The organism is Bacillus sp. 2205SS5-2, assembly GCF_037024155.1.
GTDB lineage: Bacteria > Bacillota > Bacilli > Bacillales > Bacillaceae_K > Bacillus_CI.
In genome coordinates this window covers 1-26,556 of the sequence record NZ_JAYKTS010000026.1, presented here as the reverse complement: position 1 = coordinate 26,556, position 26,556 = coordinate 1, and the positions used below count along the sequence as shown (strand labels likewise).

General features: G+C 38.9%; 26 protein-coding genes and 2 other annotated features. Of the genes, 1 reads left to right on the top strand and 25 read right to left on the bottom strand.

All coding sequences use genetic code 11. The annotated features are described in order from the left end of the window. Positions 1 to 25: 25 nt before the first annotated feature. From rpoB to U8D43_RS15680, 25 genes are all read right to left on the bottom strand, one after another. A complete protein-coding gene (rpoB, locus tag U8D43_RS15800; protein ID WP_335872154.1) occupies positions 26 to 3,583 on the bottom strand; it encodes a DNA-directed RNA polymerase subunit beta in 3,558 nt (1,185 codons plus the stop codon). 246 nt (positions 3,584 to 3,829) lie between these two features. Continuing rightward, complete coding sequence (locus tag U8D43_RS15795) at positions 3,830 to 4,429, bottom strand: class I SAM-dependent methyltransferase (protein ID WP_335872153.1); 600 nt, start codon at positions 4,427 to 4,429, stop codon at positions 3,830 to 3,832. A gap of 196 nt (positions 4,430 to 4,625) precedes the next feature. Next, a complete protein-coding gene (gene rplL / locus U8D43_RS15790; RefSeq protein WP_335872152.1) occupies positions 4,626 to 4,991 on the bottom strand; it encodes a 50S ribosomal protein L7/L12 in 366 nt (121 codons plus the stop codon). Between the two features lie 52 nt (positions 4,992 to 5,043). Beyond that, positions 5,044 to 5,544 carry a 50S ribosomal protein L10 gene (gene rplJ, locus U8D43_RS15785; protein ID WP_335872151.1) on the bottom strand — a complete coding sequence of 167 codons (501 nt, stop codon included), beginning with the start codon at positions 5,542 to 5,544 and terminating at the stop codon, positions 5,044 to 5,046. A 45-nt stretch (positions 5,545 to 5,589) separates the two neighbouring features. Then, positions 5,590 to 5,742, bottom strand: a sequence feature (ribosomal protein L10 leader region). Between the two features lie 57 nt (positions 5,743 to 5,799). Then, positions 5,800 to 6,498, bottom strand: coding sequence for a 50S ribosomal protein L1 (rplA, locus tag U8D43_RS15780; protein ID WP_335872150.1), 699 nt, complete (start codon positions 6,496 to 6,498; stop codon positions 5,800 to 5,802). Positions 6,499 to 6,614: 116 nt separating this feature from the next. Further along, the gene (rplK, locus tag U8D43_RS15775) at positions 6,615 to 7,040 is read right to left on the bottom strand and encodes a 50S ribosomal protein L11 (RefSeq protein WP_335872149.1); all 426 of its coding nucleotides are present in this window, start codon (positions 7,038 to 7,040) and stop codon (positions 6,615 to 6,617) included. Positions 7,041 to 7,211: 171 nt separating this feature from the next. Further along, entirely contained in the window at positions 7,212 to 7,745 is a 534-nt protein-coding gene (nusG, locus tag U8D43_RS15770; protein WP_335872148.1) for a transcription termination/antitermination protein NusG, read from the bottom strand. A 175-nt stretch (positions 7,746 to 7,920) separates the two neighbouring features. Next, entirely contained in the window at positions 7,921 to 8,100 is a 180-nt protein-coding gene (secE, locus tag U8D43_RS15765; RefSeq protein WP_335872147.1) for a preprotein translocase subunit SecE, read from the bottom strand. Between the two features lie 38 nt (positions 8,101 to 8,138). Continuing rightward, a complete protein-coding gene (rpmG, locus tag U8D43_RS15760) occupies positions 8,139 to 8,282 on the bottom strand; it encodes a 50S ribosomal protein L33 (RefSeq protein WP_335872146.1) in 144 nt (47 codons plus the stop codon). A 75-nt stretch (positions 8,283 to 8,357) separates the two neighbouring features. Beyond that, complete coding sequence (sigH, locus tag U8D43_RS15755; protein ID WP_335872145.1) at positions 8,358 to 9,014, bottom strand: RNA polymerase sporulation sigma factor SigH; 657 nt, start codon at positions 9,012 to 9,014, stop codon at positions 8,358 to 8,360. Between the two features lie 71 nt (positions 9,015 to 9,085). Next, positions 9,086 to 9,598 (bottom strand): NYN domain-containing protein, encoded by a 513-nt coding sequence (locus U8D43_RS15750; protein WP_335872144.1) that lies wholly within the window; start codon positions 9,596 to 9,598, stop codon positions 9,086 to 9,088. A 5-nt stretch (positions 9,599 to 9,603) separates the two neighbouring features. Further along, on the bottom strand, positions 9,604 to 10,347 hold the full coding sequence (rlmB, locus tag U8D43_RS15745; protein WP_335872143.1) for a 23S rRNA (guanosine(2251)-2'-O)-methyltransferase RlmB: 744 nt from the start codon (positions 10,345 to 10,347) through the stop codon (positions 9,604 to 9,606). Next, positions 10,344 to 10,766: a Mini-ribonuclease 3 gene (locus U8D43_RS15740; protein WP_442893619.1), complete on the bottom strand. Its 423-nt coding sequence runs from the start codon at positions 10,764 to 10,766 to the stop codon at positions 10,344 to 10,346. Before U8D43_RS15740 ends, rlmB begins: the two co-directional genes overlap by 4 nt. 2 nt (positions 10,767 to 10,768) lie before the next feature. Beyond that, positions 10,769 to 12,166, bottom strand: coding sequence for a cysteine--tRNA ligase (gene cysS, locus U8D43_RS15735; protein ID WP_335872141.1), 1,398 nt, complete (start codon positions 12,164 to 12,166; stop codon positions 10,769 to 10,771). Beyond that, the gene (gene cysE, locus U8D43_RS15730) at positions 12,147 to 12,809 is read right to left on the bottom strand and encodes a serine O-acetyltransferase (protein ID WP_442893618.1); all 663 of its coding nucleotides are present in this window, start codon (positions 12,807 to 12,809) and stop codon (positions 12,147 to 12,149) included. Before cysE ends, cysS begins: the two co-directional genes overlap by 20 nt. A 66-nt stretch (positions 12,810 to 12,875) precedes the next feature. Beyond that, positions 12,876 to 13,086, bottom strand: a binding site (T-box leader). Between the two features lie 43 nt (positions 13,087 to 13,129). Then, positions 13,130 to 14,587 carry a glutamate--tRNA ligase gene (gltX, locus tag U8D43_RS15725; protein ID WP_335872139.1) on the bottom strand — a complete coding sequence of 486 codons (1,458 nt, stop codon included), beginning with the start codon at positions 14,585 to 14,587 and terminating at the stop codon, positions 13,130 to 13,132. Positions 14,588 to 14,657: 70 nt separating this feature from the next. Further along, positions 14,658 to 15,137 (bottom strand): 2-C-methyl-D-erythritol 2,4-cyclodiphosphate synthase, encoded by a 480-nt coding sequence (ispF, locus tag U8D43_RS15720; RefSeq protein ID WP_335872138.1) that lies wholly within the window; start codon positions 15,135 to 15,137, stop codon positions 14,658 to 14,660. 25 nt (positions 15,138 to 15,162) lie between these two features. Beyond that, complete coding sequence (gene ispD / locus U8D43_RS15715; protein ID WP_335872137.1) at positions 15,163 to 15,858, bottom strand: 2-C-methyl-D-erythritol 4-phosphate cytidylyltransferase; 696 nt, start codon at positions 15,856 to 15,858, stop codon at positions 15,163 to 15,165. A gap of 19 nt (positions 15,859 to 15,877) precedes the next feature. Next, a complete protein-coding gene (locus tag U8D43_RS15710) occupies positions 15,878 to 16,969 on the bottom strand; it encodes a PIN/TRAM domain-containing protein (protein ID WP_335872136.1) in 1,092 nt (363 codons plus the stop codon). 192 nt (positions 16,970 to 17,161) lie between these two features. Further along, a complete protein-coding gene (gene disA / locus U8D43_RS15705; protein ID WP_335872135.1) occupies positions 17,162 to 18,235 on the bottom strand; it encodes a DNA integrity scanning diadenylate cyclase DisA in 1,074 nt (357 codons plus the stop codon). 3 nt (positions 18,236 to 18,238) lie between these two features. After that, on the bottom strand, positions 18,239 to 19,618 hold the full coding sequence (gene radA / locus U8D43_RS15700; protein WP_335872134.1) for a DNA repair protein RadA: 1,380 nt from the start codon (positions 19,616 to 19,618) through the stop codon (positions 18,239 to 18,241). A 786-nt stretch (positions 19,619 to 20,404) separates the two neighbouring features. Beyond that, complete coding sequence (gene clpC / locus U8D43_RS15695; RefSeq protein ID WP_335872133.1) at positions 20,405 to 22,849, bottom strand: ATP-dependent protease ATP-binding subunit ClpC; 2,445 nt, start codon at positions 22,847 to 22,849, stop codon at positions 20,405 to 20,407. A gap of 13 nt (positions 22,850 to 22,862) precedes the next feature. Further along, positions 22,863 to 23,930 (bottom strand): protein-arginine kinase McsB, encoded by a 1,068-nt coding sequence (gene mcsB / locus U8D43_RS15690; RefSeq protein WP_335872132.1) that lies wholly within the window; start codon positions 23,928 to 23,930, stop codon positions 22,863 to 22,865. Further along, a complete protein-coding gene (gene mcsA, locus U8D43_RS15685; RefSeq protein ID WP_335872131.1) occupies positions 23,930 to 24,466 on the bottom strand; it encodes a protein-arginine kinase activator protein McsA in 537 nt (178 codons plus the stop codon). The genes mcsB and mcsA overlap by 1 nt, the downstream gene beginning before the upstream one ends. Before the next feature lie 20 nt (positions 24,467 to 24,486). Next, positions 24,487 to 24,948, bottom strand: coding sequence for a CtsR family transcriptional regulator (locus U8D43_RS15680; RefSeq protein WP_335872130.1), 462 nt, complete (start codon positions 24,946 to 24,948; stop codon positions 24,487 to 24,489). 767 nt (positions 24,949 to 25,715) lie between these two features. On the opposite strand from U8D43_RS15680, the gene U8D43_RS15675 reads away from it, so the two are divergent. After that, complete coding sequence (locus U8D43_RS15675; RefSeq protein WP_335872129.1) at positions 25,716 to 25,925, top strand: hypothetical protein; 210 nt, start codon at positions 25,716 to 25,718, stop codon at positions 25,923 to 25,925. The last annotated feature ends 631 nt before the right edge of the window (positions 25,926 to 26,556 follow it).

The following is a 26,556-nucleotide window of genomic DNA, read 5'->3' as shown; positions in this document are numbered from 1 at the left end:
CCTTATTGCCTAAAGTTTTTGAGTCTTATTCTTTAGACCCAACTTTTTCAGCATCTGATTCTTTCTTTTCTGCAATATTTAATGTGTCCGCTTGATGAACGTCATCTTCATCTTCGAGATCACGCATTTCTATTTCTTTATCATCACTAGATAGGATTTTAACATCCATACCTAGACTTTGAAGTTCTTTAATTAGTACTTTAAAGGACTCAGGAACGCCTGGTTCTGGAACATTTTCACCTTTAACGATCGCTTCATATGTTTTCACGCGTCCTACAACATCATCTGACTTCACAGTAAGAATTTCTTGTAGTGTATAAGCTGCACCGTAGGCTTCCAATGCCCAAACCTCCATCTCACCGAAACGCTGTCCACCAAATTGTGCTTTACCACCAAGAGGTTGTTGTGTAACAAGTGAGTATGGTCCTGTTGAACGAGCATGAAGTTTGTCATCTACCATGTGCGCAAGTTTAATCATATACATGATACCTACAGATACACGGTTGTCAAACGGTTCACCCGTCCTTCCATCATACAAAATTGTTTTAGCATCGCGAGCCATTCCTGCTTCTTCAATCGTTGACCAAACATCTTCTTCACGAGCTCCATCAAAAACTGGTGAAGCTACATGAATACCTAAGTAACGAGCTGCCATACCTAAATGAAGCTCTAGTACTTGACCGATATTCATACGAGATGGTACCCCTAGTGGGTTAAGCATGATATCGATAGGTGTTCCGTCTGGTAAATATGGCATGTCTTCCTCAGGTAAAATGCGGGATATAACCCCTTTGTTACCATGTCGTCCAGCCATTTTATCTCCTTCAGAAATCTTACGCTTCTGAACGATATAGGCGCGAACTAACTGGTTTACACCTGGAGGAAGTTCATCTCCATCTTCACGATTAAATACTTTGACGTCTAAAACAATCCCACCACCACCATGTGGTACTCGTAGAGATGTATCACGTACCTCACGAGCTTTTTCTCCAAAAATTGCATGCAATAGGCGTTCTTCTGCTGTTAATTCCGTTACTCCTTTAGGGGTAACTTTACCAACTAACAGATCTCCGTCTTTCACTTCTGCTCCAATTCGGATAATACCACGCTCATCAAGGTTACGAAGAGCATCTTCCCCAACATTTGGAATATCACGAGTGATTTCTTCAGGTCCGAGCTTCGTATCACGAGATTCTGATTCATATTCTTCAATATGAATTGAAGTGTATACGTCGTCTTTTACAAGACGTTCACTCATAATGATAGCATCCTCGTAGTTATATCCATCCCAAGTCATAAACCCGACCATAACATTACGTCCTAGTGCAAGTTCACCTTTTTCCATTGAAGGTCCGTCACCTAGGATCTCTCCTTTAGTAACACGATCTCCTTCACTGACAATTGGGCGTTGGTTATAGCACGTACCTTGGTTAGAACGAATAAATTTTTGCATTTTATATTTATCAAGATCACCTAGTACTTCATTACCCTCAACATGAAGAATGCGTCGTACCCAAACTTGTTTGGCTTCCACACGTTCTACTATTCCTTCATGTTTACAAATAACAGCGGCACCAGAGTCTTTTGCTGAAACATGTTCCATCCCTGTACCTACGATTGGCGATTCAGGCTGCATCAACGGTACTGCTTGACGTTGCATGTTCGCTCCCATAAGGGCACGGTTTGAGTCATCATTTTCCAAGAAAGGAATACAAGCTGTCGCAGCAGAAACTACTTGCTTCGGAGAAACGTCCATATAATCTACTCGTTCTCGAATAACAACGGTATTTTCCCCACGGAAACGAGCAACAACTTCATCATCAAGGAAGGTCCCATCTTCTCCTAAACGAGCATTCGCTTGAGCAACAACATAATTATCTTCTTCATCTGCTGTAAGATAATCAATACGGCTCGTTACTTTTCCTGTTTCAGGATCAACTCTTCGATACGGCGTTTCAATAAAACCGAAGCGATTCACTTTCGCAAATGAGGATAGGGAGTTAATCAATCCGATATTCGGTCCCTCAGGTGTCTCGATTGGACACATACGACCGTAGTGAGAATAATGCACGTCACGCACTTCGAAACCAGCACGTTCACGCGTTAATCCACCAGGCCCTAATGCAGATAAACGTCTCTTATGCGTTAACTCTGCTAATGGATTCGTTTGATCCATGAACTGAGAAAGCTGAGAACTACCGAAAAACTCTTTGATAGAGGCAATGACCGGTCGAATGTTTATCAGTTGTTGTGGCGTAATGGTAGCCGTGTCTTGAATGGACATTCTTTCACGAACCACTCTTTCCATTCGAGATAACCCGATACGGAATTGGTTTTGTAAAAGCTCTCCCACAGAACGAAGACGACGATTTCCTAAATGATCGATATCATCTGTATCGCCTACACCATGTAATAGATTGAAGAAGTAACTGATTGAAGCAATAATATCAGAAGCTGTAATGTTTTTAATCTCTTCTTCTACATAAGCATTGCTTATCACATTGATTACTTTTTCACCATCGTCATTTGGCGCGTAAATTTTAATAGATTGTAACACTACATCTTCTTGTAATACTCCGCCAACTTGGTTGTACGAATTAAAATTAATACCTTTTTCTAGGTATGGAAGAATCTTGTCGAGCGTACGACGATCGAGTGTTACTCCCTCTTCAGCAATGATTTCTCCTGTTTCAGGATCAGCTAATGTTTCCGCTAAAACTTGACCAAATAAGCGATTTTTAATATGAAGCTTCTTGTTCATTTTGTAACGGCCAACATTCGCTAAATCATAGCGTTTGGGATCAAAAAAGCGAGAGACTAGTAAACTTTTTGCGTTTTCAACCGTAGGTGGTTCACCAGGGCGAAGACGTTCATAAATTTCTAATAATGCTTTATCAATGCTTTCCGTATTATCTTTTTCAAGCGTATTACGGATGTATTCATTATCACCGACTAAATCGATGATTTCTTGATCAGAGCCGAAACCAAGTGAACGTAATAAAACCGTGACTGGAAGTTTACGCGTACGATCAATACGAACATAAACAACATCTTTAGCATCTGTTTCATACTCCAGCCATGCTCCACGGTTTGGAATAACTGTTGCTGTAAAACCTTTTTTACCGTTTTTGTCTACTTTACCGCTATAGTAGACACTTGGAGAACGTACTAGCTGAGAAACAATTACTCGCTCAGCTCCATTAATAACAAACGTTCCCGTTTCCGTCATTAATGGGAAGTCACCCATAAATACGTCTTGGTCCTTCACTTCTCCGGTTTCTTTGTTTACAAGACGTACTTTCACACGCAATGGCGCAGAATATGTAACGTCTCTTTCTTTAGATTCGTCCACCGGATATTTTGGCTCTCCTAAGCTATAATCGATAAACTCAAGAGAAAGATTACCAGTGAAATCTTCGATTGGCGAAATGTCATGAAACATCTCTCGCAAACCCTCATCAAGAAACCATTGATAAGATGAAGATTGAATTTCAATTAAGTTTGGCAATTCAAGTACTTCACTGATACGCGCAAAACTTCTGCGTTGGCGGTGTCGTCCATACTGAACAAGTTGACCTGTCAACTGATTCACCCCTCAAATCAAGCGTTTTGGTTGCGTCTATCATGTCTTATCTTAGAACAGTTTCCCTATCATAAGACAAAAAGAAAAAGGGTTTTAATCCTAAAAACCTCATTTTCCACATGACGAGCTATTATGTTAATATTTTTTCCAACTCATCCAATAATTATACATATATATACAAGAAGGCATATTACCGGATGTTAATAATTTTGCATTTTATAATACTATCATAGCTATTATAATGCGTCAATGTTTTTGTGCTCTTAAAATATGGTAGCCTTTTTTCTTCACTACCACATCAACATTACCGAAAATTTCCTCTAGCTTACTTTGAGCTGATGGTGCTCCTTGCTTCTTTTGAATAACCACCCAAAGCTCTCCTCCTACTAGCAGATGCTGAAAACTTTGACGCAAAATATTATGAACAACCGTTTTCCCTGCTCTAATTGGAGGATTCGTTACAATCGCTGCAAATTCACCCACAACAGAGTGAAGTTCATCACTCTCATAAATCGAAACATTGTGTACGTTGTTGTTTTCAGCATTTTCTTTCGCAAGAGACAATGCTCTTTCATTAACATCTACCATGCTTACAGTACAATCTTGAGAAGACTTGGCTAGCGAAAGACCTATGGGGCCGTATCCACAACCAACGTCTAACAAATCACCCTTCACACGAGGAGATTGAAAAACATCAATCAACAAACGTGATCCATAATCCACTTCATTTTTCGAAAATACTCCCTGATCGGTCTTGAATTTAAAGGTATTCCCTCTTAATTCAACACGCCAATACACTGGATTACTTTCAACGTTTGGTGTGCGGGAGTAATAATGATCCGTCATTAAGACCCTCCTACAAAATAAAATCAAAAGATAAAGTATAAGGAAAGAATCTTTTTCTTTTTTGTCAAAATGATTTTCCCTATTTAGAACTACTCTCTTTCCTTTTTATCCAAATTACAAGGAAAATACTCCTCAAATAGGATAAAAAGAATGTGAAAAAAAAGCTCGCTTTAATAGCGAGCTTTTTCATTAAAAATTACTTAACTTCTACGCCAGCGCCAACTTCTTCAAGTTTAGCTTTAAGCTCTTCAGCTTCTTCTTTAGCGATACCTTCTTTAAGTGGTTTTGGAGCGTTATCAACAAGTTCTTTCGCTTCTTTAAGACCAAGACCTGTGATTTCACGAACCGCTTTGATAACTTTGATTTTTGAAGCTCCAGCACTAGTTAATACTAGATCGAATTCTGTTTGCTCAACAGCAGCGTCTGCACCAGCAGCTCCACCCATTACAGCTACAGGAGCTGCAGCAGTTACTCCAAATTCTTCTTCAATTGCTTTTACTAAGTCGTTCAGTTCAAGAACGGTCATTTCTTTGATCGCGTCAATGATTTGCTCTTTAGTCATTGTATATTTCCTCCTTAAGGATGTTTAGTTTTTTTAGAACGAAAAGTTCAAATTAAGCGCCTTGCTCTTCTTTTTGCTCTGCAACAGCTTTAGTTGCAAGCGCAACATTGCGCATTGGAGCTTGAAGGACAGATAATAGCATAGAAAGTAAACCTTCGCGTGATGGAAGTTCAGCAAGAGCTTTCACTTCTTCTGCAGTCGCAACGTTTCCTTCAATAACACCCGCTTTAATTTCTAAAGCTTCATGTTTTTTAGCGAAATCGTTTAGGATTTTCGCAGGCGCTACTACGTCTTCTGTGCTCAATGCAATCGCATTAGGACCAGTTAATACTTCATTTATTCCAGCTAAGTTAGCTGATTCAGCCGCACGGCGAACCATTGAGTTTTTGAAAACCTTAAATTCAACTCCTGCTTCACGAAGTTGCTTACGTAGTTCTGTAACCTCAGCTACAGTAAGTCCACGGTAGTCAACAACAACAGTGGAAACACTTTTCTCAAGTTTCTCAGCAATCTCACTAACTAAAACCTTCTTTTGTTCGATAGCACTGCTCATCTTTACACCTCCTATAGATTTGTTAGATGAACATTTATACCGTTCTCGGCCACAATAAAAGCCTCCACGTATACAACAAAAGTAGACATGGAGGCAATAGGCATCCAGCACAATACTGGATGAATATATCGCTATTACCTCGGCAGGTTTTTTAAGTGTCGCCACCCCTACTGTCTCCGGTACAAATGTTTATTTTAAACAACAGACTAAATTATATTTTAAATAACTATTATTGTCAATAGTATATTTTGGTTATTATTTTACAACCGCAGTAGAAGGATCTACCTTGATTCCTGGACCCATCGTTGTAGAAAGGTTCACAGATTTCAAGTATGTTCCTTTTGCAGCAGAAGGTTTTACTTTTTGGATTGTTTCAAAGATCGTGATGAAGTTTTCAACAAGCTTCGCATCTTCAAATGAAACTTTTCCAATTGGCACATGTACGATACCAGCTTTATCAGCACGGTATTCAACTTTACCCGCTTTAATTTCATTAACAGCTTTTGTTACATCAAAAGTAACAGTTCCTGTTTTAGGGTTTGGCATCAAACCTTTAGGTCCTAAAACACGACCAAGTTTACCAACTTCACCCATCATGTCAGGAGTAGCAACGATAACATCAAATTCAAACCAACCTTGGTTGATTTTGTTGATGAATTCTGCATCTCCTACGAAATCAGCGCCAGCAGCTTCTGCTTCTTTTGCTTTTTCGCCTTTTGCGAAAACTAATACACGTTGAGTTTTACCAGTTCCGTTTGGAAGTACTACTGCTCCACGGATTTGTTGGTCATTCTTACGTACATCAATTCCTAAACGAAATGCAGCTTCTACAGTTGCATCGAATTTCACAGTGCTTGTTTTTTTCGCAAGATCAATCGCTTCTTCAACAGCGTACGCTGTTGTACGATCGACTAGCTTAGTAGCTTCAAGATACTTTTTACCTTTTTTAGCCATTTTCATTTCCTCCTCGAATGTGGTTTTAGCGGAATAACCTCCCACGAATAAAGGTTGCGAGAATAAACCTTTCAGTCTCGCAACCCCGTCCAACAACAAACTAATCTGCTATATGATTAGTCTTCTACAACAATACCCATACTGCGCGCAGTACCTTCAACCATAAGCATTGCAGCTTCTACACTTGCAGCGTTTAGGTCAGGCATTTTCGTTTCAGCAATCTCACGTACTTTGTCACGCTTGATTGTAGCAACTTTTTTTGTGTTTGGTTCACCAGAACCAGACTCAATTCCAACTGCTTTTTTAAGAAGAACAGCTGCAGGTGGAGTTTTAGTGATGAATGTAAATGAACGGTCTTCAAAAACCGAGATTTCAACTGGAATAATTAAGCCAGCTTGATCTGCTGTACGAGCGTTAAACTCCTTACAGAATCCCATGATATTAACACCAGCTTGACCCAATGCAGGACCAACCGGTGGAGCCGGATTAGCTTTCCCAGCAGGAATTTGCAACTTAACTACTTTCACTACTTTTTTAGCCACGAGACACACCTCCTTAAGTCCGTGATGTGGTAATAGGGTTTACACCCTCCCACTCAATTATTAAATGTCTAAGGCAACATAAAAAGTTCATCTTATGTCCAGTCTCTTCAAACGAGACATACTGACTTATGAAATATTATCATCTTTTTCGATGTATTTCAAGTTTTTCTCTTATAATTTCTCAATTTGAGTAAAATCAAGCTCAACTGGCGTTTCACGACCGAACATATTCACTAACACTTTGACTTTCGCTTTACCCATATCCATCTCTTCGATAGCACCTGTGAAATTAGCGAACGGCCCCTCTTTAACGGTAACTGTTTCACCCAATTCAAAGTCGACTTCAATGCGTTTTTCAGTCATACCCATTTGTTTTAGAATACTTTCTACTTCATCTGGTAAAAGCGCCGTTGGTTTTGATCCATGCCCTGATGAACCTACAAACCCTGTTACTCCGGGCGTGTTTCGAACGACGTACCAAGAATCATCTGTCATAACAATCTCAACGATAACGTAACCAGGAAACACCTTTTTCTTTACTACTTTTGTTTTTCCATTTCTTACATCTGTTTCTTCTTCTTCAGGAACAATTACTCGGAAGATTTTATCTTGCATACCCATTGATTCAACGCGTTTCTCAAGATTGGCCTTCACTTTATTTTCATAACCTGAATACGTATGGACTACATACCAACTTTTTTCCATGTGTAGGGACGTTTTGTCCTTCCCTCCTTCAATAATCGTTCTCTCTTTTATAATACATTTATTAAAACAAATGAAAAAACCCGTTAACCGGGCTTTGAAAATTTGTCCTCTTTACTTCAACATTATACCAAACTACCTAATGGATATACAGTATTGACTCAATTTCTTTTATAGGTTATAAAATTAGATTGATTAATTCTGATATTCCTAAATCAACTATAGCAAAAAAGATTGCTACAAAGACAACGGTTGAAATAACGGTGATCGTGTAGCGCGTAAGCTCTTTGCGTTTTGGCCAGCTTACCTTCTTCATTTCTAATGATACGTTTCTGGAAAATTTCAATAGGCTAGACATTTGTAGGCAACCTCCAAGGAATGTTAAATTAAACAAAGTTAACGGGTTTGTTTATGAACGGTGTGAGCGTTGCAATGTTTACAATGCTTTTTTACCTCTAAACGCTTTTCCCCAACATTGCTTACTGTAGAATAATTGCGTGTGCCACAGTCACTGCAAGACAGAATTGTTTTTTTGTTCATGTCGTTCACCTGCTATGATTATTCCTGTTTTCTCAAAAGTAACATGCATAGTGATTCGTGTCAATGACACGTGAACTAGAGTGTCAACTCTCTGACTTCTAAATATCGTTCTAGTTTTCTCTTTACACGTTGCAAAGCATTATCAATTGATTTAACATGACGATCTAGTTCTTCAGAAATCTCTTGATAGGATTGACCATCTAAATACAAGGCCAACACCTTTCGCTCTAGATCACTAAGTAACTCTTCCATTTTCACTTCCATGTTATCAAATTCTTCTCGATTCACAATAAGTTCTTGCGGATCCATTGCCTTCGTTCCGGTTATAACATCCATTAAAGTCCGATCAGATTCTTCATCATAAATCGGCTTATCTAGGGAAACATAGGAATTCAGGGGTATATGCTTTTGACGAGTTGCGGTTTTAATCGCGGTAATAATTTGCCGGGTAATACAAAGTTCTGCAAATGCTTTAAATGAGGTGAGCTTGTCCTCTTTGTAATCACGAATCGCTTTATACAAGCCAATCATTCCTTCTTGGACAATATCTTCCTTATCTGCTCCAATCAGAAAATAGGATCTTGACTTTGCTCGTACGAAATTCCGATACTTCCGAATAAGAAAATCTAATGCATCGCTTTCTCCTTTATGAACTAGTTCAATGATTTTTTCATCATCCAATAGCTCAATTTGAATAAGGACATCGTTAATTTCGTTGTCTTTTTCAGCCACACGTATCCCTCCGAACTCGCAAAACAATAGATAGAAATATTATACAATAGTATGAAAGCGACATCAACCCTTCATTTCTCTCCTCGTCTCCATTTTTCAAAAAGTTCTGTCACTTCTTCTGTAAGAGGAAGTTTCGTTGCTGGGCTCTTCTCTCTCGTTTTACGTACCCGGTGTTCAATTTTTCGTTGAATTCCTTCCGTTTCTATAAGTAGTTCTCGGGCAGATTTACGTAGTGCTCCTTGTCCGAAAATAACCCATTGTTCGGTAAAGTCAGATGTTGCAACATGAATTTGTGTTTTTATGTTATTGAGTTCACTGGCTAGTTTTTCAATTCTTTCATCTGCTGTTTCATTTTCTTTTGAGAAAATCACATCTACCTTATAATTTTTATATTTACGAGCTGCTCCCTTAACATAATGAGCATCAAAGACAACGATGATCTCGTATCCTGTATATCCCTGATACTCCGCCATCTGTTCTATCAACCGGTCTCTGGCCGCAGCCAAGTCCTTATCTCTTAAGACTCTTAACTCCGGCCATGCACCGATAATATTATATCCGTCGACAATCAGGATATTTTTCATTAGTCTTATTCCCCTAAAGGATGACGTTTACGATACACTTCATACATTAGTAAACTTGCTGCCACAGAAGCGTTCAGTGAAGTCACGTGTCCAATCATCGGAAGCTTAACGAGGAAGTCGCATTTATCACGAATCAGTCTCCCCATACCTTTCCCTTCGCTTCCAATCACTAAGCAAAGAGGCATTTTTCCGTCAAGATTACGATAATCATCGCTTTCTTTAGCGTCCGTTCCTGCAATCCATATTCCTCTTTCTTTCAACTCATCAATCGTTCGAGCCAAGTTTGTGACTCTCGCTACAGGTACATATTCAATCGCGCCTGTAGATGCTTTAGCTACTGTTGAGGTTAAACCGACTGCCCTTCTTTTCGGGATAATAATTCCATGAGCCCCCACTGCATCGGCCGTCCTCATAATACTCCCCAAGTTATGAGGATCTTCTAACTCGTCCAATAACAAGAAAAAGGGTGCTTCTTGTTTTTTCTCAGCTGCAAGATATAAGTCATCAAGCTCTGCATATTGATAGGCAGCAACTTGAGCAACGACTCCTTGATGATTCTCATTTACCATTCCATCCATTTTCTGTTTTGGAACATATTGAATAAGAACCTTTGTCTCTTTCGCCAGCTTTACAATCTGTTGCATTGCACCTTTTTGTGAACCCTCTGCAATCCAAATTTTATTAACATCACGATCTGATTTCAGAGCCTCGATAACGGGGTTTTTCCCCCCAATGTAATCACTACTCATCTTGCTCCTCCGTTCTTCTTGTCTCCTAGCGGTAAAATGAGGAGAATTAATTCCTCTATTCTTTCCACTTGTTTTTGTAGGAATAAATATCCGAATACCGCTTCAAAAGCGGAACTGTGACGGTAGGTTTGTACATCTGTATTTTTTGGAATCGATCCGGATTTTGCATTTCTTCCTCTTCTCATCACAGCTAATTCTTCTTCTGTTAAAACATCTTCATCAAGAAGCGCTTTTAATATTGCTGCTTGCGCCTTGGCTGATACATATTTCGTTGCTTCTCGATGAAGTTGATTCGGTTTCACTCTTCCAGATTCTAGAAGAAAGCGGCGAACGTATAGTTCGTAGACCGCATCCCCCATATAGGCTAGAGCTAATGCATTTATTTGCTTGGCTTCTTTATATTTTTCCTCAAATAACATCATTAACCTCTTTTCCAGCGCGTTCCTTGAGGGGTGTCTTCTAGGATGATTTTTAGGTCTTTTAATTGATCACGAATAGAATCTGCTAATTGAAAATCTCGGTCTTTTCGGGCTTGAAGACGTTTTTCAATCATCACTTCAATGTCTTGATCTAGTAATACTTCTTCCTCTAGCTTCAGCCCTAGAAGGAGAAATAAATCCTCAAATTCTTTCATAAATGATTTTATCACTTTTTCAGATGTGTTTTTTCCTCTAAGATAGTAATTTGCCTGCTTTGAGAGTTCAAATAAAACGGAAATTGCATTTGCTGTATTAAAATCATCATCCATTGAATCCAGAAATTCTTGATGAAGATTCTCAATTTTTTCTAACCATTGATTCTCATCATCCGTTAAATTCGCGCTTATCGTATTCCGGTGTTTTAGGTTTTCATAGGATGTTCTTAAGCGTTCTAAACCTGCTTCTGTGCTTTCTAATAAGTCAATACTATAATTAATAGGGTGACGATAATGAACGGATAGCATAAAGAACCGCAAAACTTGTGGATCTTGCTCCTTTAAGATGTCATGAACCAGCACAAAGTTCCCGAGAGATTTGGACATTTTTTCATTATCAATATTAATATACCCATTATGCAACCAATATCGAGCAAATGGTTTTCCTGTCAGTGCTTCTGATTGAGCGATTTCGTTTTCATGATGCGGGAACGCTAAGTCTTGCCCACCAGCATGAATATCTATGGTATCACCTAAATATTTTTTCACCATGGCGGAGCATTCGATATGCCAACCTGGTCTACCTATTCCCCAAGGGCTTTGCCAATTGATTTCGCCCTCTTTCGCCGCTTTCCAAAGTACAAAATCTAGTGAGTCTTCTTTTTTCTCACCAATCTCAATACGTGCACCTACCCGAAGATCGTCAAGTGGCTGATGAGATAGTTTTCCATATTCATTAAACTTACGTGTCCGATAATAGACATCTCCTTCTGACTCATAGGCGAATCCTTTTTCAATTAACGCCGCTATGAATTCGATGATAATGTCCATATTCTCTGTTACACGAGGATGCAGGTCGGCCCGATTGCAACCGAGTGCTTCTGTATCTTCAAAATATGCATCAATAAACCTCTGTGAAATTACCGGAACTTCTTCTCCTAACTCATTCGCCGCACGAATCAGTTTATCATCTACATCGGTAAAGTTTGAAACAAACTCTACGTCATAGCCACGGTATTCTAAATAGCGGCGAACGGTATCAAAAACGATGACAGGCCGAGCATTCCCGATATGAATGTAGTTGTAGACAGTTGGTCCACAGACATACATCTTCACCTTACCTTCTTCTTGTGGAATAAAATCTTCTTTTAGTCTAGATAGCGTGTTATACACTTTTATGCCCATGTTTCAAACTCCTCTCTGATTGTTCAACTATACCTTTAAGTTGTGCAATTTCTCGTTCCATTTCTTCGCAACGATCAGAAATTGGATCTGGAAGATCGCTATGATTCAAATCTTGCATCACGCGAACACCATTTTTAATAACGACTTTCCCAGGAATCCCTACAACTGTTGAATTCGCCGGCACATTTTTTAGAACTACAGATCCGGCTCCAATTTTCGAATTTTCTTCAACCGTTATTGAACCAAGCACCTTCGCTCCGGCGGCAATTAACACATTACTCTTCACAGTTGGATGGCGTTTACCCTTTTCCTTACCAGTCCCACCAAGCGTCACTCCCTGATAAATAGTAACGTTATCACCAATCTCACACGTTTCCCCAACGACAACACCCATTCCATGATCAATGAAGAAACGATGACCTATTTTCGCTCCTGGATGAATTTCAATACCTGTAAAGAAGCGGCTAATTTGAGATGTTGCCCTCGCCAGAAAATAAAATTTTCTTTTATACAGGCCGTGAGCTATTCGATGTGACCAGACAGCATGTAATCCCGAATACGTAAGAATCACTTCGAAGTAATTACGTGCTGCGGGATCTTGTTCAAAAATAACATCAATATCCTCTTTAAATATTTTTAACATCTTCCTCCTCCTCTCCATGATCTACGTTCACCGTTTAACTCCATATAAAAAAGCGCCTCTGCAAAAGACAGAGACGCTTTACTAGCGCGGTTCCACTCTGTTTAGGGCAAAAATCTCCCTCAACTCATTCAGGATAACGGTTCAACCGCCTTTGCCTACTGTATTCAGCAAAGGACTCCAAGGTGCATTTCAACACTCAAAACACTAACCACTTCCAGCCTAGGTGGTTTTCTCTATCAGCATTCGAGTATTTACTTCTCCTCTTCAACATTTTCTACTTTATTGGATTATATATACTATATTACATTCTATGAAAAATGTTAATTTAAAATGCTTTGCAGACGATTATTCACCTTATCTTTACCTAATAATTGGATGACATACGGCAGATCTGGTCCATGAGTTTGTCCTGTAATAGCCACTCGAAGCGGCATAAATAACTTCTTGCCTTTGTGTCCTGTATCTTTTTGGACCGCTTTCATGGCTGCTTTAATGTTCGGAGCTACAAATTCTTCAAGCTCACTAATTTTTTCTACAAATGTAGCAAGTACTTCAGGGACTTGTTCTTCTGCTAATACTTCACTTGCTTCTTCATCATACTGAACTGAATCTTGGAAGAACATTCCTGAGTATTCAACAATTTCTGCACCAAAACTCATTTTTTCGTGAAACAAGCCAATCAGTTCTTTTGCCCACGCTTTTGTTTCATCGGTTAGTGGTGTTTTTAGTCGGTTCGACTTCAACAAATGTGGAAGAGCTAAGTCAACTAACGCATCTAACTCAAGGTTTTTCAAATATTGATTATTCATCCAGGTTAGCTTTTGCTTATCGAAAACGGCAGGAGAGGTTGATAGACGGTCTGTATCGAAAATTTCTACGAACTGTTCTTTCGTAAAAATTTCTTCTTCTCCTTTTGGAGACCAACCTAAGAGGGCAATGAAATTAAAGAGCGCTTCCGGTAAATATCCAAGCTCCTCATATTGCTCAATAAACTGAATAATACTTTCATCACGTTTACTTAATTTCTTACGGCTTTCATTTACGATCAATGTCATATGTCCGAATTCTGGCATTTCCCAGCCTAATGCTTCGTAAATAACCATTTGTTTCGGTGTATTGGAGATATGATCTTCTCCACGTAAAACATGAGTAATGTTCATAAGATGATCATCCACAACTACAGCAAAGTTATAGGTAGGTGTTCCATCCTTCTTGACGATAACATAGTCACTCATTCCGTCTGATTCAAACGACACTTCGTCTTTCACCATATCTTTAAAAGTATATACTTTACGAGCCGGTATTTTTATTCGAATACTCGGTGTACGTCCTTCTTTCTCGAAACGCTCTTTGTCTTCTGCAGTAAGGTGACGACATTTGCCAGAGTAGCCAAGCATTTCACCTGAAGAGGCTTGGGCATCACGCTCTGCCTCCAACTCTTCCTCTGAGCAATAGCAATAATACGCTTGATCCGTTGTCAGTAGCTCATCGAAATGCTTTTTATAAATATCATTTCTCTCTGTTTGTCGGTACGGGCCATACTTTCCTCCCACATCCACACTCTCATCCCAATCAATTCCAAGCCATTTTAAATAGTGAAGCTGACTTTCTTCCCCACCTTCAATGTTTCGTTTTTTATCCGTATCTTCAATTCGAATAATAAATTTCCCACCATGATGGCGTGCAAATAAATAGTTAAATAATGCTGTTCGTGCATTTCCAATATGTAAATGTCCTGTTGGACTAGGTGCATAACGCACGCGAACTTCTTTTGACATCACTCTTCCTCCTCAATCTACGCTTACTATTGATACATTTTATCACCGTTAACGACTAGAAGAAAGTACCTTATAGGGTCTCTTTCAGTAAAATCGTCGCTTGAGCAGCAATCCCTTCGCCTCTTCCTGTAAAACCGAGTTTTTCTGTCGTTGTCGCTTTTACATTCACCTTATCTGCTGAGGATTCTAACAACTCGGCAATCCGGGACCGCATTTGTTCGATATGCGGAGCCATTTTCGGCTTTTGAGCAATGATTGTACAATCGATATTCCCTAATTCATACCCAGCTTGTTTTACTAGTTCCCACACAGAAGACATCAGGCTGGCCGAATCTGCTCCCTCAAAATCTGGATCAGTGTCCGGGAAGTGTTTTCCAATATCACCTGACCCGATTGCACCTAAAGCGGCGTCAGCCACTACATGCAAGAGAACATCTGCATCAGAATGACCTAGTAACCCTTTTTCATATGGAATATGGATACCCCCAATAATTAATGGACGGTTTTCAACGAGTTGATGAACGTCATAACCTTGACCAATTCGATACATGATTGATTTCTCCTTTCAAATCCTATTAATTTGAAGTTCTTTCACTCCGTTTTTGTAAGATTGCGTCCGCAAAATATAAATCCTCTGTTGTTGTTAATTTAATATTATCATAATCACTTTCTACGATAGCTACTCTTTGTCCCATCCGTTCCACAAGAGAGGCATCATCCGTCCCTAAAAACGAATGAGCTACTGCCTCGCGGTGGGCCTTCTCAAGAAGAGAAAAACGAAAAGCTTGTGGCGTCTGTATAGACCACAAGCTAGATCGATCAATTGTTTCGATGACGGTATGTTGATGGACCTTTTTAATGGTATCTTTGACAGGGACAGCTGCAATAGCTGCTCCTTCCTTCTCGGCTGCTATGACAAGTGCATGAATAACGTCCGTTGTAATAAACGGACGTGCGCCATCATGAACGAGAACCACCCCGTCATGGTTCAGAGCCTTAATACCATTAAAAACGCTATACTGCCTCTCTGATCCACCATACACTAATTGACGGACTTTCTGAAGATCGAATTGTTTCATCAATTCTTGAAAAATCTCTTCTTCATCAGGATGGATAACCAAGAATGTTCCATCGCACAGAGGATCTTGTTCAAACACTTTAAGAGTGTGAACAATAATTGGAGTTTGGTGAATCTCTAGTAGGAGCTTATTACGATTGGCTCCCATTCTTTTCCCTTTTCCTGCTGCCGGAATTACAACTTGATAAGTCATCTCTTATACTCCTTACCTTTTATAACGCTTTTTCTAGTAACTTAGGTTTCGCAAAAATCATCCGACCTGCAGATGTTTGCAATACTGATGTAACCAAAACATCAATGTGTTTGCCAATATAATTTTTACCTTCTTCTACAACAATCATCGTACCATCATCTAAATAGGCAATTCCTTGATTATGCTCTTTTCCATCTTTTATGACCTGAACCTTCATCTCTTCTCCAGGTAACACGACAGGCTTAACTGCGTTAGCCAAATCATTAATATTCAATACTTGAACACCTTGCAAATCACAAACTTTGTTTAAGTTAAAATCATTGGTTACCACAATACCTTGTGTGATTTTTGCTAATTTGACTAGTTTGCTATCCACTTCTTGAATATCTTCAAAATCCCCTTCATAAATTTGGACCTCTACAGGCAGCTCTTTCTGAATGCGATTTAAAATATCCAAGCCTCTGCGTCCACGGTTCCGCTTTAGTACATCGGATGAATCCGCGATATGTTGAAGCTCTTCTAGAACAAACTGAGGAATTACTACGATACCTTCTAAAAATCCCGTTTGGCAAATATCCGCAATTCTTCCATCTATGATCACGCTTGTATCTAAAATTTTTAGTGTGTTTGGGGGAACTTCTAGTTCTTCCTCTCCCGACTTTTTCTTTCCACCTTTACTTCCCAGTGAAAATAAACTAATTAGCTCTTCTCTCTTTTTAAAACCAACTTGAAAACCAATATAGCCAAGTAGTAGGGTAAGTAAAATTGGCACTACGGTATCAAAAAAAGGAAGTTGAAGTCTACTAATTGGTAATCCAAACAAAAACGCTAAAATAAGTCCTGAAATTAATCCAATACTACCAAACAATATTTCTACCGCTGGTGCTTTTACGAGAGAATCCTCAACCCATTTGACAAAATCGACTACATAATCGACCACCCAGAATGTAAAAAGATAAAAAATAATAGCTCCTAGCAAGGCTGTCATATAAGCACTCTTTAATAATGGAATGTCTCCAAGATTTACTAAATCTAACACTTCTGGTAGAAGAAAAATTCCTAGTGTTCCTCCTATAATAAGAAAACACACTTGAACGATTCTCTTTAACATTCCCTCACCTCCTCTTTCCTCATTATAATCATTTTCTCAAATTCATATAGTTTTAAACCCTATTTTTAATAATTGTCACAAAAAAGAAATTTTTTGTTATTTTAATATAATTAAAGACTAAGTATAAATACCAATACCTGTAAAAAATAGTACCATTTCTAAGTATTGGCTGTCAATTTCTGTACCTTTTCATTACAGTTGACGATCTGCGAAGGTTTGCTCTTTTATTAATTTTATTCCTTCTTTGATCTTACGCGCACGAACTTCCCCTATTCCTTCAACATCATCAAGCTGCAAGACCGTTGCTTTAACGACATTGGCTAAATGTTCGAATGTCGTTACTAAGTTTTCAATAATAACTAGAGGAAGTCGAGGTATTTTATTCAAAACACGGTAGCCTCTTGGACAGATAATATCCTCGAGTGGAATATACCCATGAAATCCTAATAACTTTAAAAGGACAGCGTCATCAAGGACCTCATTGTGAGCAAGTTGTTGAAATTTTTCAAGTTTTTCAAAGGGTTTTATCTGTTCTTCGGCAGCATAATCACGAATAATTAACATGGCTTCTTCTTCAATATCCGATAACAATTCATTCATTTGTAAACGAATGAGTCTTCCTTCCGTTCCTAACTCATTTAAATAGGACAAAAGTTCATTTTTAATTCGAAGAACCATTTCAAACCGATGGAGAACTTGAAGCAGATCACTATAGGTTACGAGTTCTTCAAATTCAAGCACTGATAAATTGGAAATACTTTGATCTAACACCACTTTGTATTTCTCCAAGGTTTGAATCGCTTGATTGGCTTTTGTTAAAATAACAGAAATATCCTTTAAAGCATAACGGACATTTCCTTGATATAAGGTGATCACGTTTCTTCTTTGCGATATAGCAATAACAAGTGTCTTCGTCTCTTTCCCTACCCGCTCAGCTGTGCGATGACGCATGCCCGTTTCAGAAGAAGTAATTCTTGGATCAGGAGCTAATTGAGCATTAGCAAGCACAATTTTACTTCCTTTTTCATTTAAAATAATAGCCCCGTCCATCTTAGCTAGTTCATATAAATAACTCGGAGAAAACTGCGAATTGATGTGAAATCCACCGTCCACGAGCCCTTTCACCTTTTCATTATAGCCAAGCACAATGAGACCACCTGTATTTGCTCTCAATACATTATCAATTCCTTCACGAATTGGCGTGCCTGGTGCGATAAATCTCAAAATATCGGACATTGATTTATCTTCCATCTTTCTCCCCTCCATGCACTATTCCCCTCCTAACACAGCTTGTAGCGCTTCTCCTACATGCGCGACCCCAAGCACTTCAATACCACTTGGCTGTTTCCACCCGCCCATGTTGTTGGCTGGAATAATAACCCTTTTAAAGCCCAGCTTGGCCGCTTCTTGGACTCTTTGCTCAATTCTTGAAACCCTGCGAACCTCGCCTGTTAGTCCTACTTCTCCAATAATACAGTCTGTCGCTCGCGTTGCCTGATCTCGAAAGGAAGAGGCAATAGAAATAATTGTTGCCAAATCAATGGCGGGTTCATCAAGTTTGACTCCACCAGCCACCTTTAAGTAAGCATCTTGATTTTGGAGAAGCAGCCCTACTCGCTTTTCCAAAACGGCCATAAGTAATGAGACCCGATTATGGTCCATTCCAGTCGCCATTCTCCTAGGGTTACCAAAGCTCGAAGGAGAAATTAAAGCTTGAATTTCCACTAACACTGGTCTTGTCCCCTCCATCGAAGCTACGACTGTTGAGCCAGAAGCCCCTTGAGAGCGTTCTTCTAAAAAAATTTCAGATGGATTTGCTACCTCTTCAAGTCCTGCTTCTTTCATTTCAAAGATACCCATTTCATTCGTAGAACCAAACCTATTTTTTACTGCCCTTAAGATGCGATAGGAATGATGTCGTTCTCCTTCAAAATATAGAACGGTATCCACCATATGTTCGAGCATTCTCGGACCTGCAATCGCTCCTTCTTTAGTAACATGCCCTACAATAAAGATCGCAATCCCTTTCGTTTTGGCTATTCGCATGAGCTCTGCTGTACATTCTCGCACCTGTGAAACACTTCCTGGAGCGGACGTTACTTCTGGATGAAAAATCGTCTGAATAGAGTCAATGACGATAATATCAGGAGTCATCGTTTCTATAGTAGCTGAGATAAGCTCAAGACTCGTCTCGGCATAAACGAATAGGTTTTCTGAGGTTACGTCTAATCGATCCGCCCTTAGTTTTGTTTGCTTCACTGATTCTTCACCAGAAATATACAACACTTTTTGCTGTAATACAGCTAGCTGTGATGATACTTGTAACAGCAAGGTAGACTTCCCAATCCCTGGATCTCCACCTATTAAGACAAGTGATCCTGGAACGACCCCCCCACCTAATACACGATTCAACTCTTTAATATTGGTAGAAATTCTAGGTTCTTGAACGGTCTCAATCGATGTAATCGCGGTTGCTTTATTGGTAGCCGATGGAGCGGAGTGTACAAAGGCACCACGGGGCCTTTTGCCTGTAACCTCTACCTCTTCTACCATCGTATTCCACTCATTACACCCAGGGCATCTACCCATCCACTTCGCAGATTCATATCCACATGAGGAACACATAAATTTTGTTTTTTTCTTTGCCATATCTCTTTTTTCCTTTCTCTTCAAACCACTTTCAAATATGAACAGACTAATCCTTCTTACTACTATTTCAGCTGATCTTTCTTTTTCCAAGACTCTTTTCGTATACATTGTGGCTATTTCATCTGTTTGTAGATGGAATCTCCCATTGCACTATTGCTTTCTTTCAAAATAGACGAAATGATGCCCGAAACAAAGCGATATCACCGTTTATAGACTGGTTCGAAAAGCAATAATCTTTGCGAAAACAGCCTTTTCAATAAAGCAAGCAGTCACAATAATATCTCTTGATAAGAAAAGAGAACAACGCCTAGTTCTAGATACAAAACTATAATTAACTTTATTCATTATGAAGTTTTTTTGTAAATATTGGTGCTTCAAACTAAATCGTCAAGGATATCCTCTGTATTGCAAACGCTCTTCTCGTATACACTGTTGCTATTTCAACTAATTTTGGATTCAGTCCTACATTTTGTCGTTAATATTCTTCAAAAACAGATGAAAAGATGGCCCGAATTCTATCTTGTATGTGGTTAATATCTTATTACAGAAAGCACCCTTTGTTATGAATATATCCTTATGAAAAAAGAGGTACACGATCCTGCTTTTCCGTGTACCTCCAAACTTCAATCTATCTGCACTTTTCGTTTTCATTGTTTAATTTTGCACTTGACCAAAACAGTAATATCCTTCTTTCTTTTTCACCAACGAATTTTATTAGGGCTCCTTTCGTTAGGTGAAAAGTAAGAATGTTTTTTCAAGAATTAATTTCTTTGCGAATACAACCCTCTATAATGATGCTGATTCTGAGGGTTCTTTGATTTTCACAACAAACTCTTTGTCTTCCACGTCAATAACGATATCTTGACCTGTCAGCAATTTCCCTTTTAAAAGTTCTTCTGATAATCGGTCTTCAACATGTTTTTGAATTGCTCTACGTAGCGGACGAGCACCATATTCAGGATCATAGCCTTCTTCAGCAATTTTCTCTTTTGCTGTATCTGTCAAAGAGAGTGAGATATGTTGTTCCTTTAATCGTTTGGTTAACTGGTCAGACATTAGCGTAACAATCTCTTTTAAGTGCTCTTTTTCTAATGAATGGAACACAATCAGTTCATCAATTCGATTTAAAAACTCTGGACGGAATGCACGCTTCAGTTCTTCTAGTACTTTTGATTTCATGTCTTTATAATCTTGAGTAGCATCTTGAACATTAAAACCAACATATTTGTTTTGTTTTAATGCCGAAGCCCCTACGTTAGAAGTTAGGATAAGGACAGTGTTTCGGAAATCAACAGTTCTTCCTTTTGAATCCGTTAACCGACCGTCCTCTAGCACTTGTAAAAGAATGTTAAAAACATCAGGATGTGCTTTTTCAATCTCATCTAACAAGACGACTGAGTAAGGTTTTCGACGAACCTTTTCAGTCAGTTGACCACCCTCTTCATAACCGACATACCCAGGAGGAGATCCGACAAGTCGTGAAGTTGAATGCTTTTCCATATACTCCGACATGTCAATTCGGATAATGGCTTCTTCATCACCAAACATGGATTCGGCTAACGCTCGAGCTAATTCTGTTTTCCCTACTCCTGTGGGCCCTAAGAAAACAAATGATCCAATCGGACGTTTCGGGTCTTTCAACCCTGCACGGGCTCTTCTCACCGCTTTTGATACTGCAACAACCGCTTCATTTTGACCGATTACTCTAGAGTGTAAGATTTCTTCTAGATTAAGGAGTTTATCAGTTTCTGTTTGAGCTAGCTTAGAAACAGGAACTCCGGTCCAACTCGATACGACTGTTGCAATATCTTCTACAGTCACTTCTGTATTTTCTTGACCTTGTTTTTCTTTCCAGGTTTTCTTTGTTTCTTCTAAATCTTCGCGTAACCGCTGTTCTGTATCACGTAAACTTGCGGCTTTCTCAAATTCTTGACTCTGTACAGATGCGTCTTTTTCATTGCGAATCTCATCTAATTTCGTCTCTAGCTCTTTTAAGTTTGGTGGTGTTGTATACGAGCGTAAACGAACTTTCGAACCTGCCTCGTCAATCAAATCAATTGCTTTATCCGGTAAGAACCGGTCGGGAATGTAGCGATCAGATAGCTTAACCGCCGCGTCGATAGCTTCATCAGTTATCGAAACACGGTGATGAGCTTCATAACGATCACGAAGACCTTTTAGAATTTGCACGGATTCATCAGCTGTAGGCTCATCGACTTGAATTGGCTGAAAACGTCTTTCGAGCGCAGCATCTTTTTCAATGTACTTCCGATATTCATCTAGCGTAGTCGCCCCAATACACTGAAGCTCTCCTCTTGCAAGAGAAGGTTTTAAAATATTCGAAGCATCGATTGCCCCTTCTGCTCCCCCTGCACCAATTAATGTATGCAACTCGTCGATGAACAAGATGATATTATTGGCTTGTCGAATTTCATCCATTACTTTTTTCAAGCGATCTTCAAACTCTCCTCGATACTTTGTCCCCGCAACTACGGTTCCCATATCTAGAGTCATCACCCGTTTGTCTCGCAATATCTCAGGGACTTCATTATTGATGATTTGTTGAGCAAGGCCTTCAGCAATGGCTGTTTTTCCGACACCAGGCTCTCCGATTAAGACTGGATTATTCTTCGTTCGACGGCTCAAAACCTCAATTACACGCTGTATTTCTTTACTTCTACCGATAACAGGGTCTAGGCTACCTTCTCGTGCAACAGCTGTTAAATCCCTCGCCAAGCTGTCTAAGGTTGGTGTATTCGCATTCCCCCCACCAACTTGGTGGCCACCACTTGACTCATTGCTTCCGAGTAACTGAAGGACTTGTTGTCTTGCTTTATTGAGACTCACGCCAAGATTGTTAAGAACCCTTGCTGCAACACCCTCACCTTCCCGAATTAAGCCCAATAAAATATGTTCCGTTCCAACATAGGAGTGACCGAGCTTTCTCGCCTCGTCCATTGATAATTCAATAACCTTCTTCGCCCGAGGAGTATAGTGGATGTTTTGGCTTGATTCTTTCCCCTTACCAATTAAATTTTCCACTTCTTTTTGAATTTTTTCTGAGCTAAGTCCTAATCCGTATAGGGCTTTTGCTGCAATACCTTCTCCCTCTCTGACTAAACCTAATAAGATATGTTCTGTTCCGATATTAGTGTGAGAAAGTCGAATCGCTTCTTCTTGCGCTAGAGCGAGAACTTTCTGTGCTCTTTCTGTAAATCGACCAAACATCATTTAGATCATCCTCCTAACAATTTTCTTCTAACTCTAATCGCTCACGAATTAACGTGGCACGTCTTATATCTCGTTCTTCCATTTGTAAAGGTCCACCTGCATATTGTTGCAGAAAACCTGGCTGTGTTAGTATCATAAGCTCATTCAAGATATTTCTTGAAATGTTCGAGATGTAACCTAAGTCAATACCAAGACGGACATCAGATAGACATTGAGCTGCTTCCTTTGTATGGATAATACGGCTGTTTGCTAAAATGCCATAGGAACGATAAACCCTGTCTACTAATTGTATGTTTGAAGTTTTGACTAATGCTTCGCGAGCAGATTGCTCTTGGGCGATTATTTGCTTTACTACGCTGTTAAGATCATCCACAATCTCTTCTTCTGACTTGCCCAGGGTCATTTGGTTTGAAATTTGAAAGATATTACCTAATGCTTCGCTACCTTCACCATAAATTCCTCTGACAACCAGACCTAATTGGTTGATTGCAGGAACTAAACGATTCATTTGTTGTGTAAGGTAGAGTCCTGGAAGATGCATCATCACCGAAGCTCGTAGTCCTGTTCCCACATTTGTCGGACAGCTAGTTAAATACCCCATTTGTTCATCATATGCAAAGTCTAATTTTTTCTCTATCCAATCATCTATTTCATTTGCTTTTTGTAATGCTTCCGTTAACTGTAGACCGGGAAATAAACATTGAATACGAAGATGGTCTTCTTCGTTGATCATAAGACTGATGTCTTCTTCTTCAGATAGTAGAACCGCTCCATAACGAGAATTATCCGAGAGTTGAGGGCTAATTAGATGTTTCTCGACTAATACCCTTTTTTGCAATGCTTGAAGCTCATTCATCTTAAACAATTCAAAAACTTGCTTCTCTGACTGGTTATTGGCATTTAACTCTTCTACTATGTCGACAATAGCCTTTGCGTCTTCAGAACTATATACAGAAGGAAAACGATAGGCTGTAACATTCCGAGCCAGTCTCATTCTCGTACTTAAGACAATATCTGAGGCAGGTCCTTCTGCACTCATCCATGAACTAACGGCTTTACTCATAAATTTCTCTAACGACATTATGAGTCCCCCCTCTCATGGAAAATAGTGCTTTCTAATGAACGAATTTCATCTCGTAGCTCAGCTGCTTTTTCAAACTCTTCATTGGATACTAGCTCCTGAAGAGTTTGACGAAGGGAGCTTACTTTTCGTTTTAGGTGAATAGTACCTCCCTGTCGAGCCGGTACCTTTCCTTTATGAGTGAGGTTTCCACTATGCAACCTTTTCAAAATTGGTTGCAATTTATCACTAAATGTTTCGTAACAATGATGACATCCGAATTTACCGATATTCACAAATTGCTCATAGGTCATAGAACAATTTTCACATTGAATATTCTGATGAGAAGCTGACGGATTTTGCTGAGGAAATGCGCTCATATTTAATAATCCTGCGATTAAATTATTTACAGAGAACATATCTCCACCAGTTGATAGCAATGATTCATGCTTCTCTTGAGCACATTTTTGGCATAAATGAATTTCATTCTTTTCCCCATTTACGACCTTTGTAAAATGAAGAGTTGAAGGTCTTTCTCCACACTCCTGACAAATCACATTCTCTCCTCGCTTTCCTGTTATTTATATTTTAGTGTTGTTAGCATACTTTTTAACATTCGAGCCCTTAATTCATCTCGAATTGGCAATTCAATATATATGACCGATCGATCCATGACACTCAACATGATCTTCGCTTCACGCTCAGAGATGACTCTTTCCTCAATTAAACGGTAGATGACATTTTGTGAACTTGCTTGAGAAACCGTTTCACCGAGTATAGCAAGGACTTGCTCGATAAGATGTGCTTTATCATGAGATTGCACCTTCGCAATTCGGATAAAGCCCCCTCCTCCACGCTTACTCTCTACTAAATATCCCCGCTCAATCGTAAAACGTGTGTTAATCACATAATTGATTTGGGAGGGGACACATTGAAAGCGATCCGCCACTTCACTTCGTTTTATTTCTACAATTTCAGAATCACTTTTTTTCAATACTTGCTTTAAATACTGTTCGATAATATCGGAAATATTTCTCAACAAACCTCCTCCTTTTCTGACTTTGACTATATTTGACTTTAATTATACTACATATTGCTTTTCCATTTCAAATAGTTCACTTGATAACGTTTTTAAGCACGACTCTTATGTCAATGATTGATAATACAAGAAGGGATTCTGAAGAAAATTGTATATAGCTCTAACACATCTACTAATTGACACGAAAATATAACCCAAAGTATGTATATATCAAAGAAGTTAATCTCACAGCACCGGTCTATAAACGTTAATATAGCTTTGTTTCGGGCATCATTTCGTCTATTTTTAATGAAAATCAACAGTGAAATGGGTGATTTAATCAAAAATCAGATGAAATAGCCACAATGTATACGAAAAGAGCCGTAAGTATTCACAGTTTATATTTTTAACGCTCACTATAGTTTTTAAACCTTTCCTGACTGATTAAGTGACTGAGCTTAATGAAATCTTTTCCCAGCAACACTAAGATATACTAGAATCATGATTGTCATGCTATGGATTATTTGAAATAATAGAATGATACTTCCAAACATCTTCTATTTCTCTTTAGAATAATTACTAATCTCACATTCCGGACATCGATAATTTAGTGGAAAAATTTATTTTCTACTTAGCCATTCATTCACAAAATATAACGAATCGAAACACATAATGTCTTGAAGTAGCCTTATGTTCTCATGAAAAGTTGATTCAATCATCAATCGTGATTCAAATGGATTATGAATAGTCCTAACAAAGATTAAAACCATAGATAACGAGGTGTTCACATGGATACAGATAAAGAACAACAAATTATGGACGAATTACAGATTATTAAGCACACGTTACAAGAGTTGAAGGATGAAACAAACAATGATAAACCTCCTCATATCCTACTAGACATTGTCAGATCTTTATTGATAGGTCTTTTTCTTGTTGGACCAGCAGCTGTTGGTATTATTGGACTAATTTTGGTTATTGGAAGCTGGCTATCTTAACCTAAATACAGCATTTCAAAATAGTGTTAGTTTCATTGAACCCTGTGTTTAAAGGTATTTTATAGAGGGAACTCAGCGGTTCTTCTTTAAGAATCATAAAAACAGCCATTCAGAAATCCCCTGAAAATTAAAAAGAAGCTCTTCACCTACATCATTTATGTGAAGAGCTTCTTTTTTCTGTCTATAAAGTCATTTAAACATTTGCTTCGTTAAACTACCACTTTCTTAGATTCACCTACAAGAATGATACTTTTCATTTAATGTTCGCCCAAAATATACATATCGGTTTCAGAAGAGGAAATGTAAGGTACTCTTTTCTCTTAGTACTCCCTCTAAAAGAATGCACTATTTTGGATGTTCTTATAACTCACATTTCGCAGGTCAGATCTAGACTTAGCCAATTTTTTAGATTAAGTTTTTAAAAACGTTTAATTCTTCTATTCAGCCGACAAATTTTCCTTTTTTTCTTCAATTGTCGGCTGTATTCGACATGTCCAGAACGGTCTGGCTGAATTTCACGTTAGTTCTTTACTGATTCTTCCTGTTTCGACACGTATATCGAGGGGTCATACCCGGCTAAACACACAATTCGCTTGGTTTGTTCTTGGATGTTGTCTGGCAGGTACCTCAT